This is a genomic window from Actinopolymorpha sp. B11F2, assembly GCF_040195635.1.
GTDB lineage: Bacteria > Actinomycetota > Actinomycetes > Propionibacteriales > Actinopolymorphaceae > Thermasporomyces.
In genome coordinates this window covers 131,857-147,491 of record NZ_JBEFTX010000012.1, presented here as the reverse complement: position 1 = coordinate 147,491, position 15,635 = coordinate 131,857, and the positions used below count along the sequence as shown (strand labels likewise).

General features: G+C 66.7%; 11 protein-coding genes. 5 read left to right on the top strand and 6 right to left on the bottom strand.

What is annotated here, in order from left to right; all coding sequences use genetic code 11:
• The first annotated feature begins 66 nt into the window (after window positions 1-66).
• The 3 genes from ABN034_RS21625 to ABN034_RS21615 all read left to right on the top strand — a co-directional run bounded on the left by ABN034_RS21625 (window position 67) and on the right by ABN034_RS21615 (window position 2,668).
• Window positions 67-1,449 carry a hypothetical protein gene (locus ABN034_RS21625; protein ID WP_349692812.1) on the top strand — a complete coding sequence of 461 codons (1,383 nt, stop codon included), beginning with the start codon at window positions 67-69 and terminating at the stop codon, window positions 1,447-1,449.
• Window positions 1,446-1,991 carry a hypothetical protein gene (locus ABN034_RS21620; protein WP_349692811.1) on the top strand — a complete coding sequence of 182 codons (546 nt, stop codon included), beginning with the start codon at window positions 1,446-1,448 and terminating at the stop codon, window positions 1,989-1,991. The genes ABN034_RS21625 and ABN034_RS21620 overlap by 4 nt, the downstream gene beginning before the upstream one ends.
• Before the next feature lie 203 nt (window positions 1,992-2,194).
• Window positions 2,195-2,668: a hypothetical protein gene (locus ABN034_RS21615; protein ID WP_349692810.1), complete on the top strand. Its 474-nt coding sequence runs from the start codon at window positions 2,195-2,197 to the stop codon at window positions 2,666-2,668.
• Window positions 2,669-2,762: 94 nt separating this feature from the next.
• On the opposite strand, the gene ABN034_RS21610 is transcribed toward ABN034_RS21615, so the two are convergent.
• Window positions 2,763-3,182, bottom strand: coding sequence for a cupin domain-containing protein (locus ABN034_RS21610; protein ID WP_349692809.1), 420 nt, complete (start codon window positions 3,180-3,182; stop codon window positions 2,763-2,765).
• A 436-nt stretch (window positions 3,183-3,618) separates the two neighbouring features.
• On the opposite strand from ABN034_RS21610, the gene ABN034_RS21605 reads away from it, so the two are divergent.
• Together ABN034_RS21605 and ABN034_RS21600 are read left to right on the top strand one after the other, a co-directional pair.
• Window positions 3,619-5,211 (top strand): ABC-F family ATP-binding cassette domain-containing protein, encoded by a 1,593-nt coding sequence (locus ABN034_RS21605; protein WP_349692808.1) that lies wholly within the window; start codon window positions 3,619-3,621, stop codon window positions 5,209-5,211.
• Window positions 5,212-5,364: 153 nt separating this feature from the next.
• A complete protein-coding gene (locus ABN034_RS21600; RefSeq protein ID WP_349692807.1) occupies window positions 5,365-7,350 on the top strand; it encodes an ABC transporter substrate-binding protein in 1,986 nt (661 codons plus the stop codon).
• Between the two features lie 74 nt (window positions 7,351-7,424).
• Here ABN034_RS21600 and ABN034_RS21595 read toward each other — a convergent pair whose 3' ends face one another.
• The 5 genes from ABN034_RS21595 to ABN034_RS21575 all read right to left on the bottom strand — a co-directional run bounded on the left by ABN034_RS21595 (window position 7,425) and on the right by ABN034_RS21575 (window position 15,565).
• Window positions 7,425-8,477 carry an MASE1 domain-containing protein gene (locus tag ABN034_RS21595; protein WP_349692806.1) on the bottom strand — a complete coding sequence of 351 codons (1,053 nt, stop codon included), beginning with the start codon at window positions 8,475-8,477 and terminating at the stop codon, window positions 7,425-7,427.
• Window positions 8,478-8,645: 168 nt separating this feature from the next.
• A complete protein-coding gene (locus ABN034_RS21590) occupies window positions 8,646-11,147 on the bottom strand; it encodes a DEAD/DEAH box helicase (protein WP_349692805.1) in 2,502 nt (833 codons plus the stop codon).
• A 221-nt stretch (window positions 11,148-11,368) separates the two neighbouring features.
• Window positions 11,369-12,901 carry a murein biosynthesis integral membrane protein MurJ gene (gene murJ / locus ABN034_RS21585; RefSeq protein ID WP_349692804.1) on the bottom strand — a complete coding sequence of 511 codons (1,533 nt, stop codon included), beginning with the start codon at window positions 12,899-12,901 and terminating at the stop codon, window positions 11,369-11,371.
• 38 nt (window positions 12,902-12,939) lie between these two features.
• Entirely contained in the window at window positions 12,940-14,016 is a 1,077-nt protein-coding gene (gene mraY, locus ABN034_RS21580) for a phospho-N-acetylmuramoyl-pentapeptide-transferase (RefSeq protein ID WP_349692803.1), read from the bottom strand.
• A 220-nt stretch (window positions 14,017-14,236) separates the two neighbouring features.
• The gene (locus ABN034_RS21575) at window positions 14,237-15,565 is read right to left on the bottom strand and encodes a GNAT family N-acetyltransferase (protein ID WP_349692802.1); all 1,329 of its coding nucleotides are present in this window, start codon (window positions 15,563-15,565) and stop codon (window positions 14,237-14,239) included.
• Between the last annotated feature and the right edge of the window lie 70 nt (window positions 15,566-15,635).

The window sequence follows — 15,635 nt, the reverse complement described above, 5'->3', positions numbered from 1 at the left end:
CACGATGCGGCCAAGGACGGATGGGCTGCACGGAATCTCCATTCGTCCCGAGGAGGTGTGTGCCGGATGGGAACGCACCTCGACCTCGACACCCAAAGCCGCGATGGCGGTGTGTCAGTGTCCAGGCGGGCGGTGTTGTTGGCCGGACTCGCGGCGGCGGGTTGTGGCCAGGCGGAGCGGCCCACCATCAAGGTCATTCGCCACCAGAGTTCCACCGATCCCCAGACCCAGGCCCTACGCGAGATCCTCGACCGCCGGGTGAAAGCGCTGCGCAACGACGACGAGCGCACCTTCCTCGCCGACATCGACGATCGAAACCGCCGGCTGATCAGCGAGCAGAAGATGGTCTTCGCCAACCTGCGCCAGCTCGAGTTCACCCGGTTCGACTACGTTCTCGACCGGGCATCGCATGCCGAGGAGGGCAGGCTGCTCCGCTTCGATCCGGTCATCCAGATCACCCAGCTCGTGACTGACGTCCAGACGGACGGGTTCGCGCCCGCCGAGACATTCCAGTACACGCTGGTCGCTCGGCACGACAAGCTCGCCATCGTCGAGATCAAGGGACTGGACGTCCACACGGCCGAGGAACTCGGGGTGAACGGGCCGATGGCCGACGCGCCGTGGAACTACACGCCACTGCACATCATCCGGGCGGGCAAGGTCTGGATCGCGGGCGACGGCAGTGTCACCGATCTCGAGCAGTACGCCGACGCCGCGAGAACACACCTCCGCGACATCGAGGCCATCTGGGGTGACCGTCTCACGTTTCCCGGCCACATCCTGTTTCTCACGAAGAACACCCAGAACTTCAAGAACTGGTACAGCATCGGTGCCTACGACAACTTCGACCCGAGAGTCGAGGGCGCCCAGATTCCCTTGCAGGGCGTACGAAAGAGCGGCGAAGCCTACAGCGGCCAGTACGCCGGTGCACGGATCGTCGTCAACCTGCAGGGCAGCGGGCCGTGGAGCGATCCCGAACTCGTGATGCGCCACGAGTTGGCGCACGCGGTCACGGCCCGCGCGACCAGCGTCGAGGCCGGCTTCGGCGGGCTCGTCACCGCGGCGCCGAGGTGGGCGATCGAGGGCTTCGCCCGATGGGTGGAGACGGTGGGCAGCCCGAGCAGAATGGCTGATCTGCGCTTGGTCGTACGGGTCGCGGTGCTGGAAGGCCGGTTCTCCGGGAAGCCACCTGAGTCGGACGCGTTCTACGGCGAGAACGTCGCGTTCAACTACGACCTGGGTGCCTCGGTGTTCGCCTACGTCGACAAGGTGAAAGGACAGAACGCCGCGGTCGAGTTCTACGCGAGCGTCATCGAGCAGGGCGAGATCGGCGGAGCCTCGTTGGTCGACACGCCGATCTTCGACGGCATCTGCCGACGCGTCGTGGGCGTGCGAGGGCGGGCGTTCCTCCAGCGGTGGGCAGCGTTCGTACGCGGAGGCGCGATATGAGCACGCCACGTGCCGTACTCCTCTCCTTGCTGGTCGGGATGTTCGCCTGCGCGGCCGGTGGGCTCGGCGGGTACACGGTGGCGAACCGCGACACTCCTGACTTCGGCCCTCTGCCGTGCAGGGGTTCGGCGCACCTGTGCATACCGTCGCTGGAGGCGGCGAGCGTCATTCGTACGTTGAAGACGCAGGGCCACGAGTGCAACCGGACCCTCGACAGGTGGAGCTGCGTGCTCCAGATCGGTGTCACGGAGTACGCCTTGTCGCTCCAGGTGATCGGAGGACAGGTCCACGAGTACTCGGCACGCGTCAGCACGTCGGTCGACGGCCCGCCAGGCACGACATCCATCGCGTACCTGTCCTGGTTGGCGCAGCTGCCCTATGCGTATGACCCGGCGTTCGCGCAGCGGATCAGAACCTGGGTCGGCCGGCAGATCGAGAAGGGCGGCACGACGCACGCCGCCGTCGGCGGCTACGGCTACCGCGTGGATGCCGACGACGAGCAGGTCATCGACTTCGAGGTGAGAACAGTGGTGCCGCGATGACTCCGCAGGTCCCCGCCGAACAACGGCACCCACCCGTCCCGCCGGGGCAACCGTCTCCTTCGCGGCCCCCCGCGTACCCGCACATGCCCGCTCACCCAGTCCGTCGACGCCGTTGGATGGCATTGGTCGTCTCGTGCGTGATCGCCCTTCTTGTCGGTGCTTCTGCGGGTGTGGCGGTCGGCCACCGGGTGGGTTCGAGGCCGGTGGGTCCGACCGGTCCGCCCGCCGTCACGGCTGACTTTCCCGATGCCTCGCAACGGCACCTGCGCGGCGTTACGGTCTCCGGCCTTGCCGAGGACTGGCTCGCCGGAACGCGGTCATGGACGTGCGAGGTCTCCGACACCGGCACCGAGCCGTCCAGCGGTGCGTCGACACTCATGGGCTGCACGCCACGTGGCAAGTCCGCGCACGATCTCCGGGTCAACATCGAGTACGACGGCGAGGAACGGGTGCGGGCCGTGCACGGACTGTGCGTGTACGGCCCAGGAGACCAGGCCTGCAAGCGGCTGTTCACTGATCTCGCCGGCGTCCTGCTGGCCGGAGACGACGGCCTTCGCACGCAGGCGGTCGACTGGGCCGGTACGCATGTCGACACCGACGACTCGACGGTGGTCGGGAATGTCCGGCTGATCGTCAGCCTGTCGCCGCACTATCTACGCGGTACGCCGGCCAGCTGATGCCGCATCAGGAACCGGCGTCGCAGGCTGCCCTCGCCCGGTGGCGATGTGTCGCGCCGAGTGAGGTCACCAGGTCAGCGTCAGCATCAGCGTCTCAGAGCGTCATCGGCGGACCGACCAGCTCGATGCCACACCTGACGGCAATGCGCGCGAGTTCCTCGGAATCGATCGCGGCGTCGGTGAGCTCAGGTGGATGACCAACGCCCAGGACGAACTCGTCGAATCCCGCGGGCGTGTGCAGCGAGAGGAGCCGCGCGTGGTCGCTGGTCACGAGGAAGGCGTGGTCGATCAGTTTCGGCAGCACCGCGACCGAGCCCGCGCCGACGCTGAATTCCTCTCGGTCGACGCGCACACGCAGGGTGCCCTCGAGGACGAGGAACGTCTCGGCGGCGTGGAGGTGACGGTGCACAGGGCTCGCGGAGCCCCGCGACATGGTGCTGTCGATGATGGCCAGTTCTCCAGCCGAGTGCTCGCCACCCAGCCGCACGCGCGCGACATGACCGAAGAATTCCACGGCGGCCTGATCCTCGGGCGCGACGATGTACGGCTGTGTGATGCGTGAGGTTGGAGGTTGCTTCCTGCCGGTCACTGATATCTCTCCATGGTGCGTGGTGTCTCGTTCCCGTGAGACAGGTGAACGTTATCTGAGTTCTGCCACGCCGACACACATACACTGCGGCGGAGGAAAACCGTTGTACGGACGGAGCCCGCTGCTGCTAGCGTGCGCGAAAACCTCATCACCACCCCTCGGGAGAACGCGTCGATGTACTCGGGTAGTGCACTGGCGCGCTAGCTCACGGAAGCTTTGCTCAGAGCACCCGAAGCCATGTTCCAGCCGGGTTCGTACGCCTCGGCCGGTGTGGCTTCGGGTGCTTTTTCGTTCTCGAGCCGGACGCAGCCCACCGAAACGCCCACCCACACGCAGCTTTCCACGACCGAAAGGAGTCGTTGTGAGTTGGATACGCCTGGCTGATGTCAGCAAGAGCTTCGACGGGAACGTCGTCCTGCGCGAGGTCCACCTTCGCCTGAGCCAAGGCGACAAGATCGGACTCATCGGCCGCAACGGGGTCGGGAAGACGACGCTTCTCGATCTCGTTCTCGGCCGTGAAGAGGCTGATGCCGGCACGGTCGACATCACCGAGGGCGTCACCATCGGATACTTCTCGCAGTTCTCCGAGCTCAGCGGAACGCAGACCATCGTCGAGGAGTTGGAGGGGTTGTTCGCCGACATCCATGCTGTGGAGAAGGAACTCACCGATCTCGAGGTCTCCCTCGACGAAGCCTCCGACGAGCCCTCGATGACCAGACTCCTGGCCCGGCAGGCAGCGCTCTTCGAGCAGATGGAGGCGCTCGACGGATGGACCTACCAGAACCGGATCGACACTGTTCTGACCACGCTGGGGTTCAGCACCAGCCATCGCGACCTGCCGGTCGACCGGCTCTCCGGAGGCTGGCGGAACCGGGCTGCGCTCGCGCGAATTCTCCTGCAGGCACCCGACGTCCTTTCGATGGACGAGCCGACCAACTACCTCGACCTGGACGGTTTGCGATGGTTGGAGTCCTGGTTCCAGGGGTTCCGAGGTGCCCTGATCGTCGTCTCGCACGACCGCCACTTCCTCGACGTGGTAGCCAATCGCATCGTGGAGATCGAGAACTATCACCTGCAGGAGTACGAAGGGACCTACACCGACTACGTACGCAAGAAGCAGCTGCGGCTCAAGACGCTGGAGCGACAGTTCGTCCATGAAGAGGAGCTACTGGCCTACGAGCAGGAGGCGATCGCCGACCGGCGCGAAGCCGCCAGGAACCCCACGCCGCACCTTCGACGACGACTGGCGAACATCAGGAAGGACGCCACACCGCGCCCGGTCGACAACATCATCACCAGCATCTACGACAACCTCTATGTCAGCAACGACCTCTGCCGCGTGGAGAACCTCACGAAGGCGTACGGACCCCATGTCGTCTTCGAGGACCTCTCCCTGGAGATCCACCGCGGCGACCGCTTCGCGATCACAGGTCCCAACGGCTGCGGGAAGACGACGCTCCTCGACGTACTCGCGGGGGTGTCCCCACCTGACGCGGGTCGCGTCTGGTGGAGCAAGGGAACGCGATTCATCTACTACAACCAGATGCTGGCGGAGTTGGATCCGGACGACACCGTAAGCCACGCCGTCAACGCGCTGCCGGACAGCATGGCGTTTCACGCACCGCGCCGGAAGGTCAACCGCTTCCTCGCCCTCTTCCAGTTCTCGGAGATGGACCTTCAGCAGAAGATCCGCACGCTGTCGGGCGGGCAGCGGGCCAGGGTCGCCCTCGCACAGTGCCTGCTCTCGGGAGCGGCGGCGGTCATCCTCGACGAGCCCACCAACCATCTCGATCTCACCAGTACGCAGGTGATGGAAAGGGCACTCGTCCATTTCCCGGGCGCTGTCGTCGTGGTCAGCCACGACCGCTACTTCATCGAGAAGGTGACCCATCGGCTGCTCGCATTCGAAGGTGACGGGAGGGTCCGCGAGCGGGCGAGCCTTCCATCCGGTTGACGGCACTTGACCGGTCCTCATCGGTCCGCGCGACCTTGACGACCTTCGGGCTGGCTGCTAGAAGTACGACGGAGGTTCGGTCAGGACCGGAAGTCCGGAGCTCTGAGTTCTCCCTGCATCACCCCTCCATGCTCGAGATGAGTTGATCGGACGATGACACGAAGACGAGCCTCCGACATGGACCGGCGCGCGCTCCTGAAGTGGACGAGCGGCACGCTCGTCGGGACCTATCTGGTGACCGGCTGCGACCTGCTGACCACCGAGCCGACGAAGCGGGACGAAGAAGGCTCCGGCCGCGGTGAGGCCCAGGGCAAGGAAGCGCCCATGCTGGCGGAACTCGTCCAGGAGGGAAAGCTGCCACCCGTCACCGAACGTCTGCCCAGATCGCCGGCGGTCGTGTCACCGCTGGAGGGAGTCGGACGCTACGGCGGCACGATCCGCATGGCCACGACACTCGCACCATCATCTCGATTCATGATCGTGTCCCGTGAAGGCCTGGTGGAGTGGGCACCGGGACAGACGCAGGTGGAACCAGGGCTCGCGGAGTCGTGGGAGGTGAGTGAGGGTGGGAAGGTCTATACCTTCCACCTCCGCGAGGGTGCCCGGTGGTCAGACGGCAAGCCCTTCACCGCTGACGATGTGATGTTCTACTACGACGCGATCCTGTCCAACAAGGAACTCACGCCGGTGTTCCCGACGTGGCTCGCCGTCGGTGGCAAGCCGTGCACGATCAAGAAGGTCGACGACCACACGATCACGTTCAACTTCCCGGCGCCACACGGTCTTCTCCTGCGGCAGCTGGCCTTCCGGGGCGCCTTTCAGGGGAGCATGCTGGCACCGAAGCACTACCTCAGCCAGTTCCACCCCGACTTCGTACCGAAGGACGAGCTGGAGGCGAAGTCGAAGGACGCGAAGTTCGACACCTGGGTCGACTACTTCATCGACCGGAACAGCCCGGCCACCAATCCCGACCGTCCGGTCATGGCGCCGTGGAAGGTCGAGACCAAGGGCGGCGGCACATCGAGAGCGGTGGCCGAGCGCAATCCCTACTACTGGAAGGTCGACACCAGCGGCAACCAACTGCCGTACGTCGATCGCCTCGTCGAGGAACTGCTGGATCCAGAGGTCATCACGCTTCGGGCGATCAACGGCGACCTCGACCTGCAGTTCGAAAGCGTCCCCATCGGCGACCTGCCCTTGCTGGCGGAGTCGGCGGACAAGGGCGGTTACCGGGTGTTGCGGTGGGCAAGTGACGCGCCATGGATCGCGATGTACATGAACCAGAGCACCAAGGATCCGGCGCTCCGCGCACTGATGCAGAACATCGACTTCCGCGCCGGACTGTCCCACGCCCTCAACCGGGACGAGCTCAACAAGATCCTCTACGGCGGCGCTGGCGGTACGCGGCAACCGTGCGCCGTTCCTCAGGACGACTACTTCGTCGAGGGTACGGGCGAGCGGTTCACCGAGTACGACGTGGACAAGGCGAACGCCCTGCTCGACAAGGCCGGACTGGAAGCACGGGACGGCCAGGGCTTCCGCCTCCGGCCAGACGGCGAGACCCTCGAGCTCCTCATCACCACCTTCACCTACGAGTACGGTGGATCGGCCAACGCCACCGACGCGTACGAACTCGTCAAGCAGCACTGGCGAGAGGTGGGCATCAAGGCGCAGTTCGAGAGGATCGACCGGACCCTGTGGTCAGAGCGTGTCACGGGAAACCTGGTGGATATCCCTGGCTACACGGTTGCGGGAATCCTGTGGGACGTCGACCCGGTGTGGTACGTGCCCACCTCGGCCTTCACCTACTGGGCTCCCGCCTACGGTCAGTGGTACGAGACCGGTGGTGAGGCGGGAGTGGAGCCACCGGAACAGTTCCGTGAGCTGCAGCGGTTGTACGACCAGATGGTGACCGAGATCGACGACGAGGCACGCAAGGAGCTGGGTCGACAGATCCTTGCCGCGCACGACGAGAATGTGTGGATGATCGGCACCGTGACCACCCCGTTCACGCCACTGATCGTCAATGCCGACCTGATGAACGTCCGCGAAGAAGCGGTCCTCAGCTATCGGCTCCAGTTCACCGCGACGACCGGGATGGAGCAGGTGGCGTACCGGAATCCTCAGGAGGCGAGTTGACGCCCACGTCCTACGTGGGACGTGGGCCGGCCCATCGCTGGTGGGCGCCGAGGGACCAGACGCTCGGCGCGGTGTCACCCGGAGTTCGGTGACCGCTCACCCTGCGGCGACTCCTGAGGGTCGGTCGGGCTAGGCAGTTCGCTTGCGGCCTTCACATAGGGCAACTTTCCCGCCTGGAGGAGGCTCTCGCGATCCTCGATGTGTTCGATGACCTCGGTGAGCCGGGTACACGCCCGCTCGATGTCGAGCCGTGCGCGATCGCGCTGACTGATCACCACCGCAAAGAACAACCCGCCGAGCACCAACGAACCGTTGAGGAGTTGCAGCTCGACCATCCGGCTCATCACGTCCTCGCCAGCGAACGGGCCGACACCGCGGGTCGCCGCGTCGACCACCACGACGGCAATGATGAACGTGCACGGTGTGACCGCTATCAGCTGGTAACGCAAAGCCGCCCACGCGATGATGGGGAACGCCAGAAAGAACAGGCCGACTTCACGAAGCTCGACAAAGGGAACGACAAAGGAGACTGCGGCCAACAACCCGATCTCTGCCCAGGCGCGCCACCCCATGGTGCGAAGCTGGGGAAATCTGCGCAGCGAGAAGAGCAGGGGCGCGGCGGCCAGGACCCCGATGACGTCGCCGGTCCAGAAGATGAGCAGGGTCGGCCCGAAGAGGCGCTCCGGAATCTGGTCGGTCAGCAGAAGGATGGTAGGACCGAAGAATGCGTTCACCAATGTCGCCGCAAAAGCACCGAGAAGGACAAGGGCCGCCGCGTCTTTGAACCGATCCAGCTCTGGGCGGAAACCCACCCATCGCAGCAGTAGGCAGCCGCACAAGGGTCCGAGCGTGTCCCCCACCGAGGCTCCCACTGCCGGAACGATCGTCGGCGCCAGCGCGATCTCGAGAGGCAGGGAGCCGAGCATGATTCCGGGAGCGACGCGTAGCCCAAACACCATCAATGCAACGAGAGCGACACCCGAAGCCGGCCAGAACGGACTCATGTTTCCGATCGATGAGCCCATCATCCCGAGCCTGGTGGCACCGTGATAGGCAACAGCGACGCCGGCTATCTGCGCGGCGACGATGAGGTAAGCCCGAATTCGGGGGTCACGTGCCCAGGTCATATAAAAAATCCGGCCTTGCCGCCGTTCCGGACGCCTTTTCCGACGGCTAGGTGCGCTGAGTTCAAGCTGGAACTCGTCTGGGCCAAAATTACGCAGTCACCTACCGCTCTGCCAAGTTCTGGAGTCTCGCAGAAGCGCTCGGCTGCCCGTCGCTGCCGCCCTCGACGATCACTGCCGGTCGGGTGCGTTCGCGAGTAGGACGTCGAGGAGTCCGACGGCGCCCGACTTGTCGAGTGGATGGTTGCCGTTACCGCACTTCGGTGACTGTACGCATGCGGGGCACCCGTCGTCGCATCCGCAGCCGGCGATGGCGGCACGGGTCGCCCCCAGCCACTCGTGCGCCGCCTCGAATCCGCGTTCGGCAAAGCCCGCTCCGCCCGGATGTCCGTCGTACACGAACACGGTCGGCCGTCCCGTGTCGGCATGACGACCGGTAGAGACGCCGCCGATGTCCCAACGGTCACAGGTCGCGAAGAGGGGGAGCAGGCCGATGGACGCGTGCTCCGCGGCATGGGCAGCGCCTGGAATGTCCGCCTCGGTGAGCCCGGCAGCGGTCAGCAGGTGGTCCGGGAGCGTCCACCAGACCGCGCGGGTCCGCAGGGTGCGCGGCGGCAGCGTCAGCGGATGCTCACCCAGCGGCTCGCCGGAGAGCGAGATCTTGAGGTAGGACACGACCTGGCTCGTGACCTCGACCGATCCGAGTTCCAGCGACGCCTCACCCCAGTCCACCCGCCGGTCGCTTGCCAGCACCCGCACGTCGCTGGTCTCGCGGACGACCGTGGAGTGGTCGTGATCGCTGCCCGCAGCCGAGACGACGGCGACACCGGCGTCGAGGTCCAGACGATCGACGACGTAGGTGTCGCCCTGGTGGACATAGACGGCGCCGTCGTGCACCGCGGCGTGCGAGGCGGCGGCGTCGACCGTGCCCAGCAGCCGCCCGGTCGACGCCTCGATCAGCCTGACCTGGAGCCCGCCGCCGGACCGGATGTCGGTGAGGTCGCTCGCGCGGTCGCGGAGGACCCAGAACCAACCGGACGCCCGCCGCCGGAGCTTGCCCTCCGCCACGAGGGCTGCCAACGCCTCCGAAGCCGCTGGCCCGAACCGCTTCAGATCCGCGTCCGTCACGGGTAGTTCGGCCGCCGCGGCCGCCAGGTGCGGTCGTACGACGTAAGGATTGTCCGGGTCGAAGACTGTCGCCTCCACGGGCGGGCCGAACAATGCCTCGGGGTGCCGTACGAGATAGGCGTCCAGCGGATCGTTCCGCGGGATGAAGACGGCGAGTGCGCCGTGCCCGTCACGCCCGGCGCGACCGGCTCGCTGCCAGACGGCGGCCCTGGTCCCCGGATAGCCGGCGAGGAGCACGGCGTCGAGCCCCGCGATGTCGATGCCCAGCTCCAACGCGCTCGTCGCCGCGACCGCGAGCAGGCTGCCGTCCTGCAGTGCGCGTTCGAGCTCGCGGCGTTCCTCAGGGAGATAACCGCCACGGTACGCCGCGACCCTGCTCTCCAGCGCGGGGTCGAGCTTGGAAAGGTGTTCCCGGGCCAGGGTCGAGACCAGCTCGGCACCTCGCCGGGAGCGTACGAACGCCACCGACCGCACACCGTCGGCGACCAGAAGGGACAACAGGTCGGCGGCCTCGGACGTCGCGCTGCGGCGCAGCGGCATCCCGTGCTCACCCCGCAGGGAGGTGACCGGCGGCTCCCACAGCGCGAACGACAGCCCGCCGTGCGGCGAGCCGTCCTCCGTCACCTCCGCCGCCGGGCGCCCGATCAGTCGTTCGGCCGACTCGGCGGGCGCCCGCACCGTCGCCGACGCCAGCACGAAGACCGGATCGGCGCCGTGATGTTCGAGGATCCGCTGGAGTCGCCGCAGCACCTGGGCGACGTGGGAGCCGAACACGCCGCGGTAGTGGTGGCACTCGTCGATCACGACGTAGGCAAGCGAGCCGAGGAACCGTGCCCACCGCTCGTGCCCCGGTAGCAACGAACGGTGCAGCATGTCGGGGTTGGTCAGGAGGTACGCCGCGTGGTTGCGAGCCCAGTCGCGGTAGTCCCGCGAGCTGTCGCCGTCGTAGGTCACGGCCGGCAGGTCCGGCCCGCCGAGCGCGGTCACGGCCCGGAGCTGATCGGCGGCGAGGGCCTTGGTCGGTGCGAGGTACAGAGCGGTACGCCCGCGGCCGGCGCCGGCGTGATGTCCGTTCGGCTCGTCGATCCTGAACATGCCGGCGATGTCGAAGTCCAGGGTGAGCTGGCCCGGCAGCGGGTCCCGGGGCCGGCGTGACACCCGCCGTCTTCCGCCTCGACCGGCACGTGCCTGCGGGGTGAGCACGTCGGCGAGCAGGGGCAGGAGGTAGCCGAGCGACTTGCCCGACGCCGTGCCGGTCGCGACGACGACATCTCGACCCGCCCGCATCGACTCGGCAGTCTCGACCTGGTGGGTCCAAGGGCGCTCGATCCCCCGCGCCCTGAGCCGGCGTACGACCTCGCGGGGCACCCAGTCCGGCCATGGCGCCGTCCGTCTGGGGCGGCCTGGTGTCGACTCGACGTGCACGATCCGCTCCGCCCGGTCGCCCGCCGCCAGCCGGGACAGGACGCGGAGCGGGTCCGGGCGGGCCACGCCACCGGCCGTCGGACCGGCGGCCGACGACGGGGGAAGCTCGCTCGTGGACATGACGTTCAGTGTCACACTTCGGACCCCCGGACCTCACCGACGAGCCCGGCCTCTGGCTAGCTGGTGATCTGCCGCGACGCGGTGGTAGGCGGCATAAAAACGCATTTGGCACGAAATCCCAGACTTCCAGGACTGATGGTCCCGTTTGGGCACAAAAGGTGGGAGCGCTTTCGCCTCGGTCGCACGTCGTGTCCGCGCAGGACCGCCGCGCCTTCCGCCGTTCAGCCGCGGCGGAGCACGATTCGTACGGCCTCGTTGAGGACGCTCAGCTCGGGTGCACGGATCGCTGCGAGGACGGCGAGGAAGACCGCAGCGATGCTCATGCTGGAGAGGGCGGCGGTGACGGCCGCACCCACGGCTCCGTCACCGATTCGGTCGGCGACGAGATGGACGCACAACAGCCCGGCGGGCACGGAGAGGACCGCTGCGCAGCCGGTCCGTGCCAACAGTCCGGCGACGTGCCGGAGACGTACGGCCCCATGCCGGCGTCGCAGGAGCCAGGTGTTGAGAAGCGCGGCGCATCCGACGGACAGCACCGTCGTCCCGGCCAGCCCGGGCACTCCGAAGACAGGACCGAGCGTGACATCGCCGACGACGTTCACCGCCATCGCCACGAGCGCCACCAGGACGGGCGTCACGGTGTCACCGACGGCGTACGACGCTCTGGTGACGACCTCCCGCCAGGCGAGCGCAAGCAACGCCGGCGCGTACCACATCACCGCCGTGGAGGTCGCCTCCCCGGCCTCGGCGTCAAAGCTGCCTCGCTGATAGACAAGCTGGACAACGAACGGCGCGCACACCAGCAGCGCCGCGCTCATCGGCGCGATGACGACCATCACGGTACTCAGGCCCTGACCGACCAGCCGGCGCAGCTCGCCTCGGTCGTCGGCCGCGGCACCGAAGGCAGGGTAGAGCACCGTCACCAATGACACGACCACGAGCATCTCCGGCAGCGTGACGAGCCTCCAGCCGTACGACAGTGCGGAGATGACGCCCTCACCCAGGAACGAGCCGACTGCCCGGTCGACGAGGGTGTTGACATTGACGATGGCGCTGCCGACCAGGAGCGGTGGTGCCAGCCGGGCGACGGATCGGAACCCCGGATCACGCAGGTCGAAACTGATCCGAAGCCGCAGCCCGATCGCCCGCAGCGGGACCAGCTGACACACCAGCCGGGCAGCCGAACCGAGAACGAATCCCGCAGCCAGGGCCGCCACGCCGTAGCGTGGACCGAACGCCGCGACCGTACCGATCATGACCAGGTTGAACGGCACTCCCTGCACACCCGCCCAGAAGAACCGCCGGCGCGCCTGGGCGACCGCTGCGAGCAGGTTCGTGCCGGCGACGAAGACGACGGCGACCAGGATGATCCGGGTCGACGTCACCGCCAGCTCGGACTGCGCGGCATCGAACCCCGGCGCCAGCACCCTGACCACCGGACGGGTGAGCAGCCACAGCATCACTGACGCCACGCCCAGGACCAGCACGGTGACCGAGAGGACAACCGTCGCACTGTGGTTGGCACGCTGTGCGGCCTCCTCGGTGGCCGTCGCACGCGCGACCACCGGAACCAGCGCCTTGGCCATCGCGCCCGCGACCAGGCCCAGGATGAGGTTCATCAACCCCTGACTCACCAGGTAGGCGTCGAGCACAGCTCCGGCACCGAACACCGCCGCGATGACCACGTCGCGTCCGAAGCCCAGCAGCGCCGAAGCCGCACTGAGCAGCGTCAGCAGGGCTGCCGCAGAGCCCACTCTCGTCCTCCGTCCCGACACGGCGCGACCAGACGAGATCAGGAATGGGTGAGCCACTCGGCATAGAACATGCCGAGTCCCGAGGCGACGAGGATGCCGCAGATGATCCAGAAGCGGATCACGATGGTGATCTCTGGCCAGCCCTTGTGCTCGTAGTGGTGCTGAATGGGGGAATTCAGGAAGATCCGGCGGGGGGTGCCGGTGAGGCGTCTGGTCAACTTGAAGTAACCACGCTGCAGGATCACCGAGGCGTTGGCGGCGACGTACAGTCCGCCGATGACGATGAGGAGCAGTTCGGTCCGGGTCGTGATAGCGAGGCCGGCGATGGCGCCGCCGAGCCCGAGCGCACCGGTGTCGCCCATGATGATCCGGGCCGGGTTGGCGTTCCACCACAGGAATCCGCCGCAGGCGGCGGCCAATGAGAACGCGATGATCGCGAGGTCGTACGGATCGCGTACCTGGTAGCAGCCGGGCAGGTCGGCTGCCGCGCATGACTGGTTGAACTGCCAGACGCAGACGATCGTGTAGCCGGCGAAGACAGGGACGCAGGTACCCGCGGCGAGTCCGTCCATGCCGTCGATCAGGTTCACGCCGTTAGACGTGGCGGACACCATGAACAGTGCCCACAAGACGAAGATCACGGCTCCGAGTTGCAGGCCGGGGAGGTCGCGCATGAAGGAGACGAAGGTCGACGCGGGGGTGAGCCCGTCGGCGTCGGGAAGCTGGATGGCGAGGATGGCGAACACGACGGCTACCAGGGTTTGGCCGACCAGCTTCGTGCGGCCGCGTAGTCCGAGGTTCCGTTCGCGAGTGACCTTCAGGTAGTCGTCGAGGAAGCCGACCGCACCGAGTCCGACCAGCAGGAGCAGGACGAGCATGCCAGACGCCGACGGCCCGGCGCCCGCGACAAGGTGTGCAACCAGGTACCCGAGGACGGCGGCGGCGATGACCGCCGTCCCACCCATGGTGGGGATCCCCTGCTTGACCTGGTGCATCGGCATGTCGTCGTGGATGGGTTGGCCGAGTCCCTTCCGCACGAAGAACCGGGCCACCAAGGGAGTCAGCGCGAGGGACAGGACGAGCGATACGACACCACCGAAGAGGATCGCTTTCATCCGTCATACCCGCCGACGTTCCTGCCGGTCGCCGACATCTCCTCAGCCACAACGGTTACCCTCCGTCACGCCGCTTTCCAGCAGCTGGCCCCACAGCGCTCTTGAACCGTTGACGATAGCGATACGGTCTGTCGCCCCGCGTCATACCCGGCGCCGTGACCGACGGCAGCCAGGCGGGATGCGGGAGGTCGGGAGCCCGGCCAAGATCCACGGGACACCTCTAGTCGACCAGGCGGGACATGCACTTGGGGAAGAGGGCATCCAGTAGCGCCTCGGCCTCACTGTTCACCCAGATGTCGGGATACGGGGCGCGCAGCTCGCGTAGCGAGCTGTGTCCGAATACCAGGCGTAGGAAGATCAGCGGCGGAAAGCCGCCCATCGCCTCGTACGTTCGGAACCGACAGTCCTGGACATTCGTCAGCTTGCCGTTCTCGAAGCACATCCGCAGGCCACCGCGGTAGAAGTCGAGGGTGAGGTCGCCGCTGTAGCTCGTGAACGTCGAGTTCACGAGCCGTCGTTCGAGGATCGGCGCGATCAGCCGCAGGAAGCCGGGCAGGTCAGGCACACGTACGTACCAGGCGGCGGGCGGCTCGCGGTGTGGCAGCCACTCCGGCCGCAGGGCGTCGTAGAGAGGATGGTCCCGACCCAACTCGAGGATGAGCCGCTGCAGCGGCCTGTCTGGCCCGCCCTTCGTGGGTTCCTCTTCACCCAGGCGCCTGAGTTCACGCAGCAGCGCGGGAGCCAGGTCATAAAGGTTGGTCCCTGGCGTGGATCCGATCATGGAGGTCAGGAAGACATCTGCCGACCGACGATACGGCGTGAAGACGAAGCCACAGATGTCACCATCGGCCGTTTCGATGACCCGCACACGAACATCACTCCATGCTGGCCCTTTCTCGTGCTCCGCGTCGATGTGGTACTTCCAGAACGAGTCAGGTAAGCGACGCGACACCAGGTACGTGGACTGCTGGCGCCGGTGGCAGGCGGCAATGGAAGGGATGTCCTCGTCCCGCGCCTGCCGCAGCCTGTACGGCTCACCGCTTCCTGACGGCTCGTCGGGCAGCAGTCCAAGTGCGACAGTGACCCGACCACGCTCGTCGACCGCATACTCGTAACCGAACTGGCGATAGAAGAACGGGATGCCGGTAATCGCCTGCACCGGCCTACCTTCACGCGCGGACCGCTCGTGCATGACATCGAGGGCAGTGCGAATCAAGCCTCTGTTCCGGTAACCCGGCTCGGTCGCCACGATGTCCGGACGGGCCACCGGAACAACGATCCCCTCGAACTCCCAGTCCTCCTGCAAGTAGAAGGCGCTGGCGACGATCCGGTTGCCCTCCTTGCGGGTGTCCTCGACGACGACGACATCCTCGGGCCCCATGAATGGGTAGTCACCTCGCATGTGCCGTCGCACAGTGTTCGCCAGGCCAAGGTTTGGTTCGTCGTCCTCGCTGCCCCGGAACACCAGGCTGTTCAACTCGGCGATGTCCTCGGTGTCCCTCGCCGTGGACCAGCGAAGGACCAGACCATCACCAAGGTCCCGTCGCACATCGCACCTCCGGCTCGGTAGGTCCACGCCCACGGTCGCTGATCAGTTCGACCACGGTAGGAGACGGGTC

Coding starts and splice junctions, on each gene's coding strand:
- ABN034_RS21620 (WP_349692811.1), top strand. CDS start 1,446: ATGAGCACGCCACGTGCCGTACTCCTCTCCTTGCTGGTCGGGATGTTC.
- ABN034_RS21625 (WP_349692812.1), top strand. CDS start 67: ATGGGAACGCACCTCGACCTCGACACCCAAAGCCGCGATGGCGGTGTG.
- ABN034_RS21600 (WP_349692807.1), top strand. CDS start 5,365: ATGACACGAAGACGAGCCTCCGACATGGACCGGCGCGCGCTCCTGAAG.
- mraY (WP_349692803.1), bottom strand. CDS start 14,016: ATGAAAGCGATCCTCTTCGGTGGTGTCGTATCGCTCGTCCTGTCCCTC.
- ABN034_RS21590 (WP_349692805.1), bottom strand. CDS start 11,147: ATGTCCACGAGCGAGCTTCCCCCGTCGTCGGCCGCCGGTCCGACGGCC.
- ABN034_RS21595 (WP_349692806.1), bottom strand. CDS start 8,477: ATGACCTGGGCACGTGACCCCCGAATTCGGGCTTACCTCATCGTCGCC.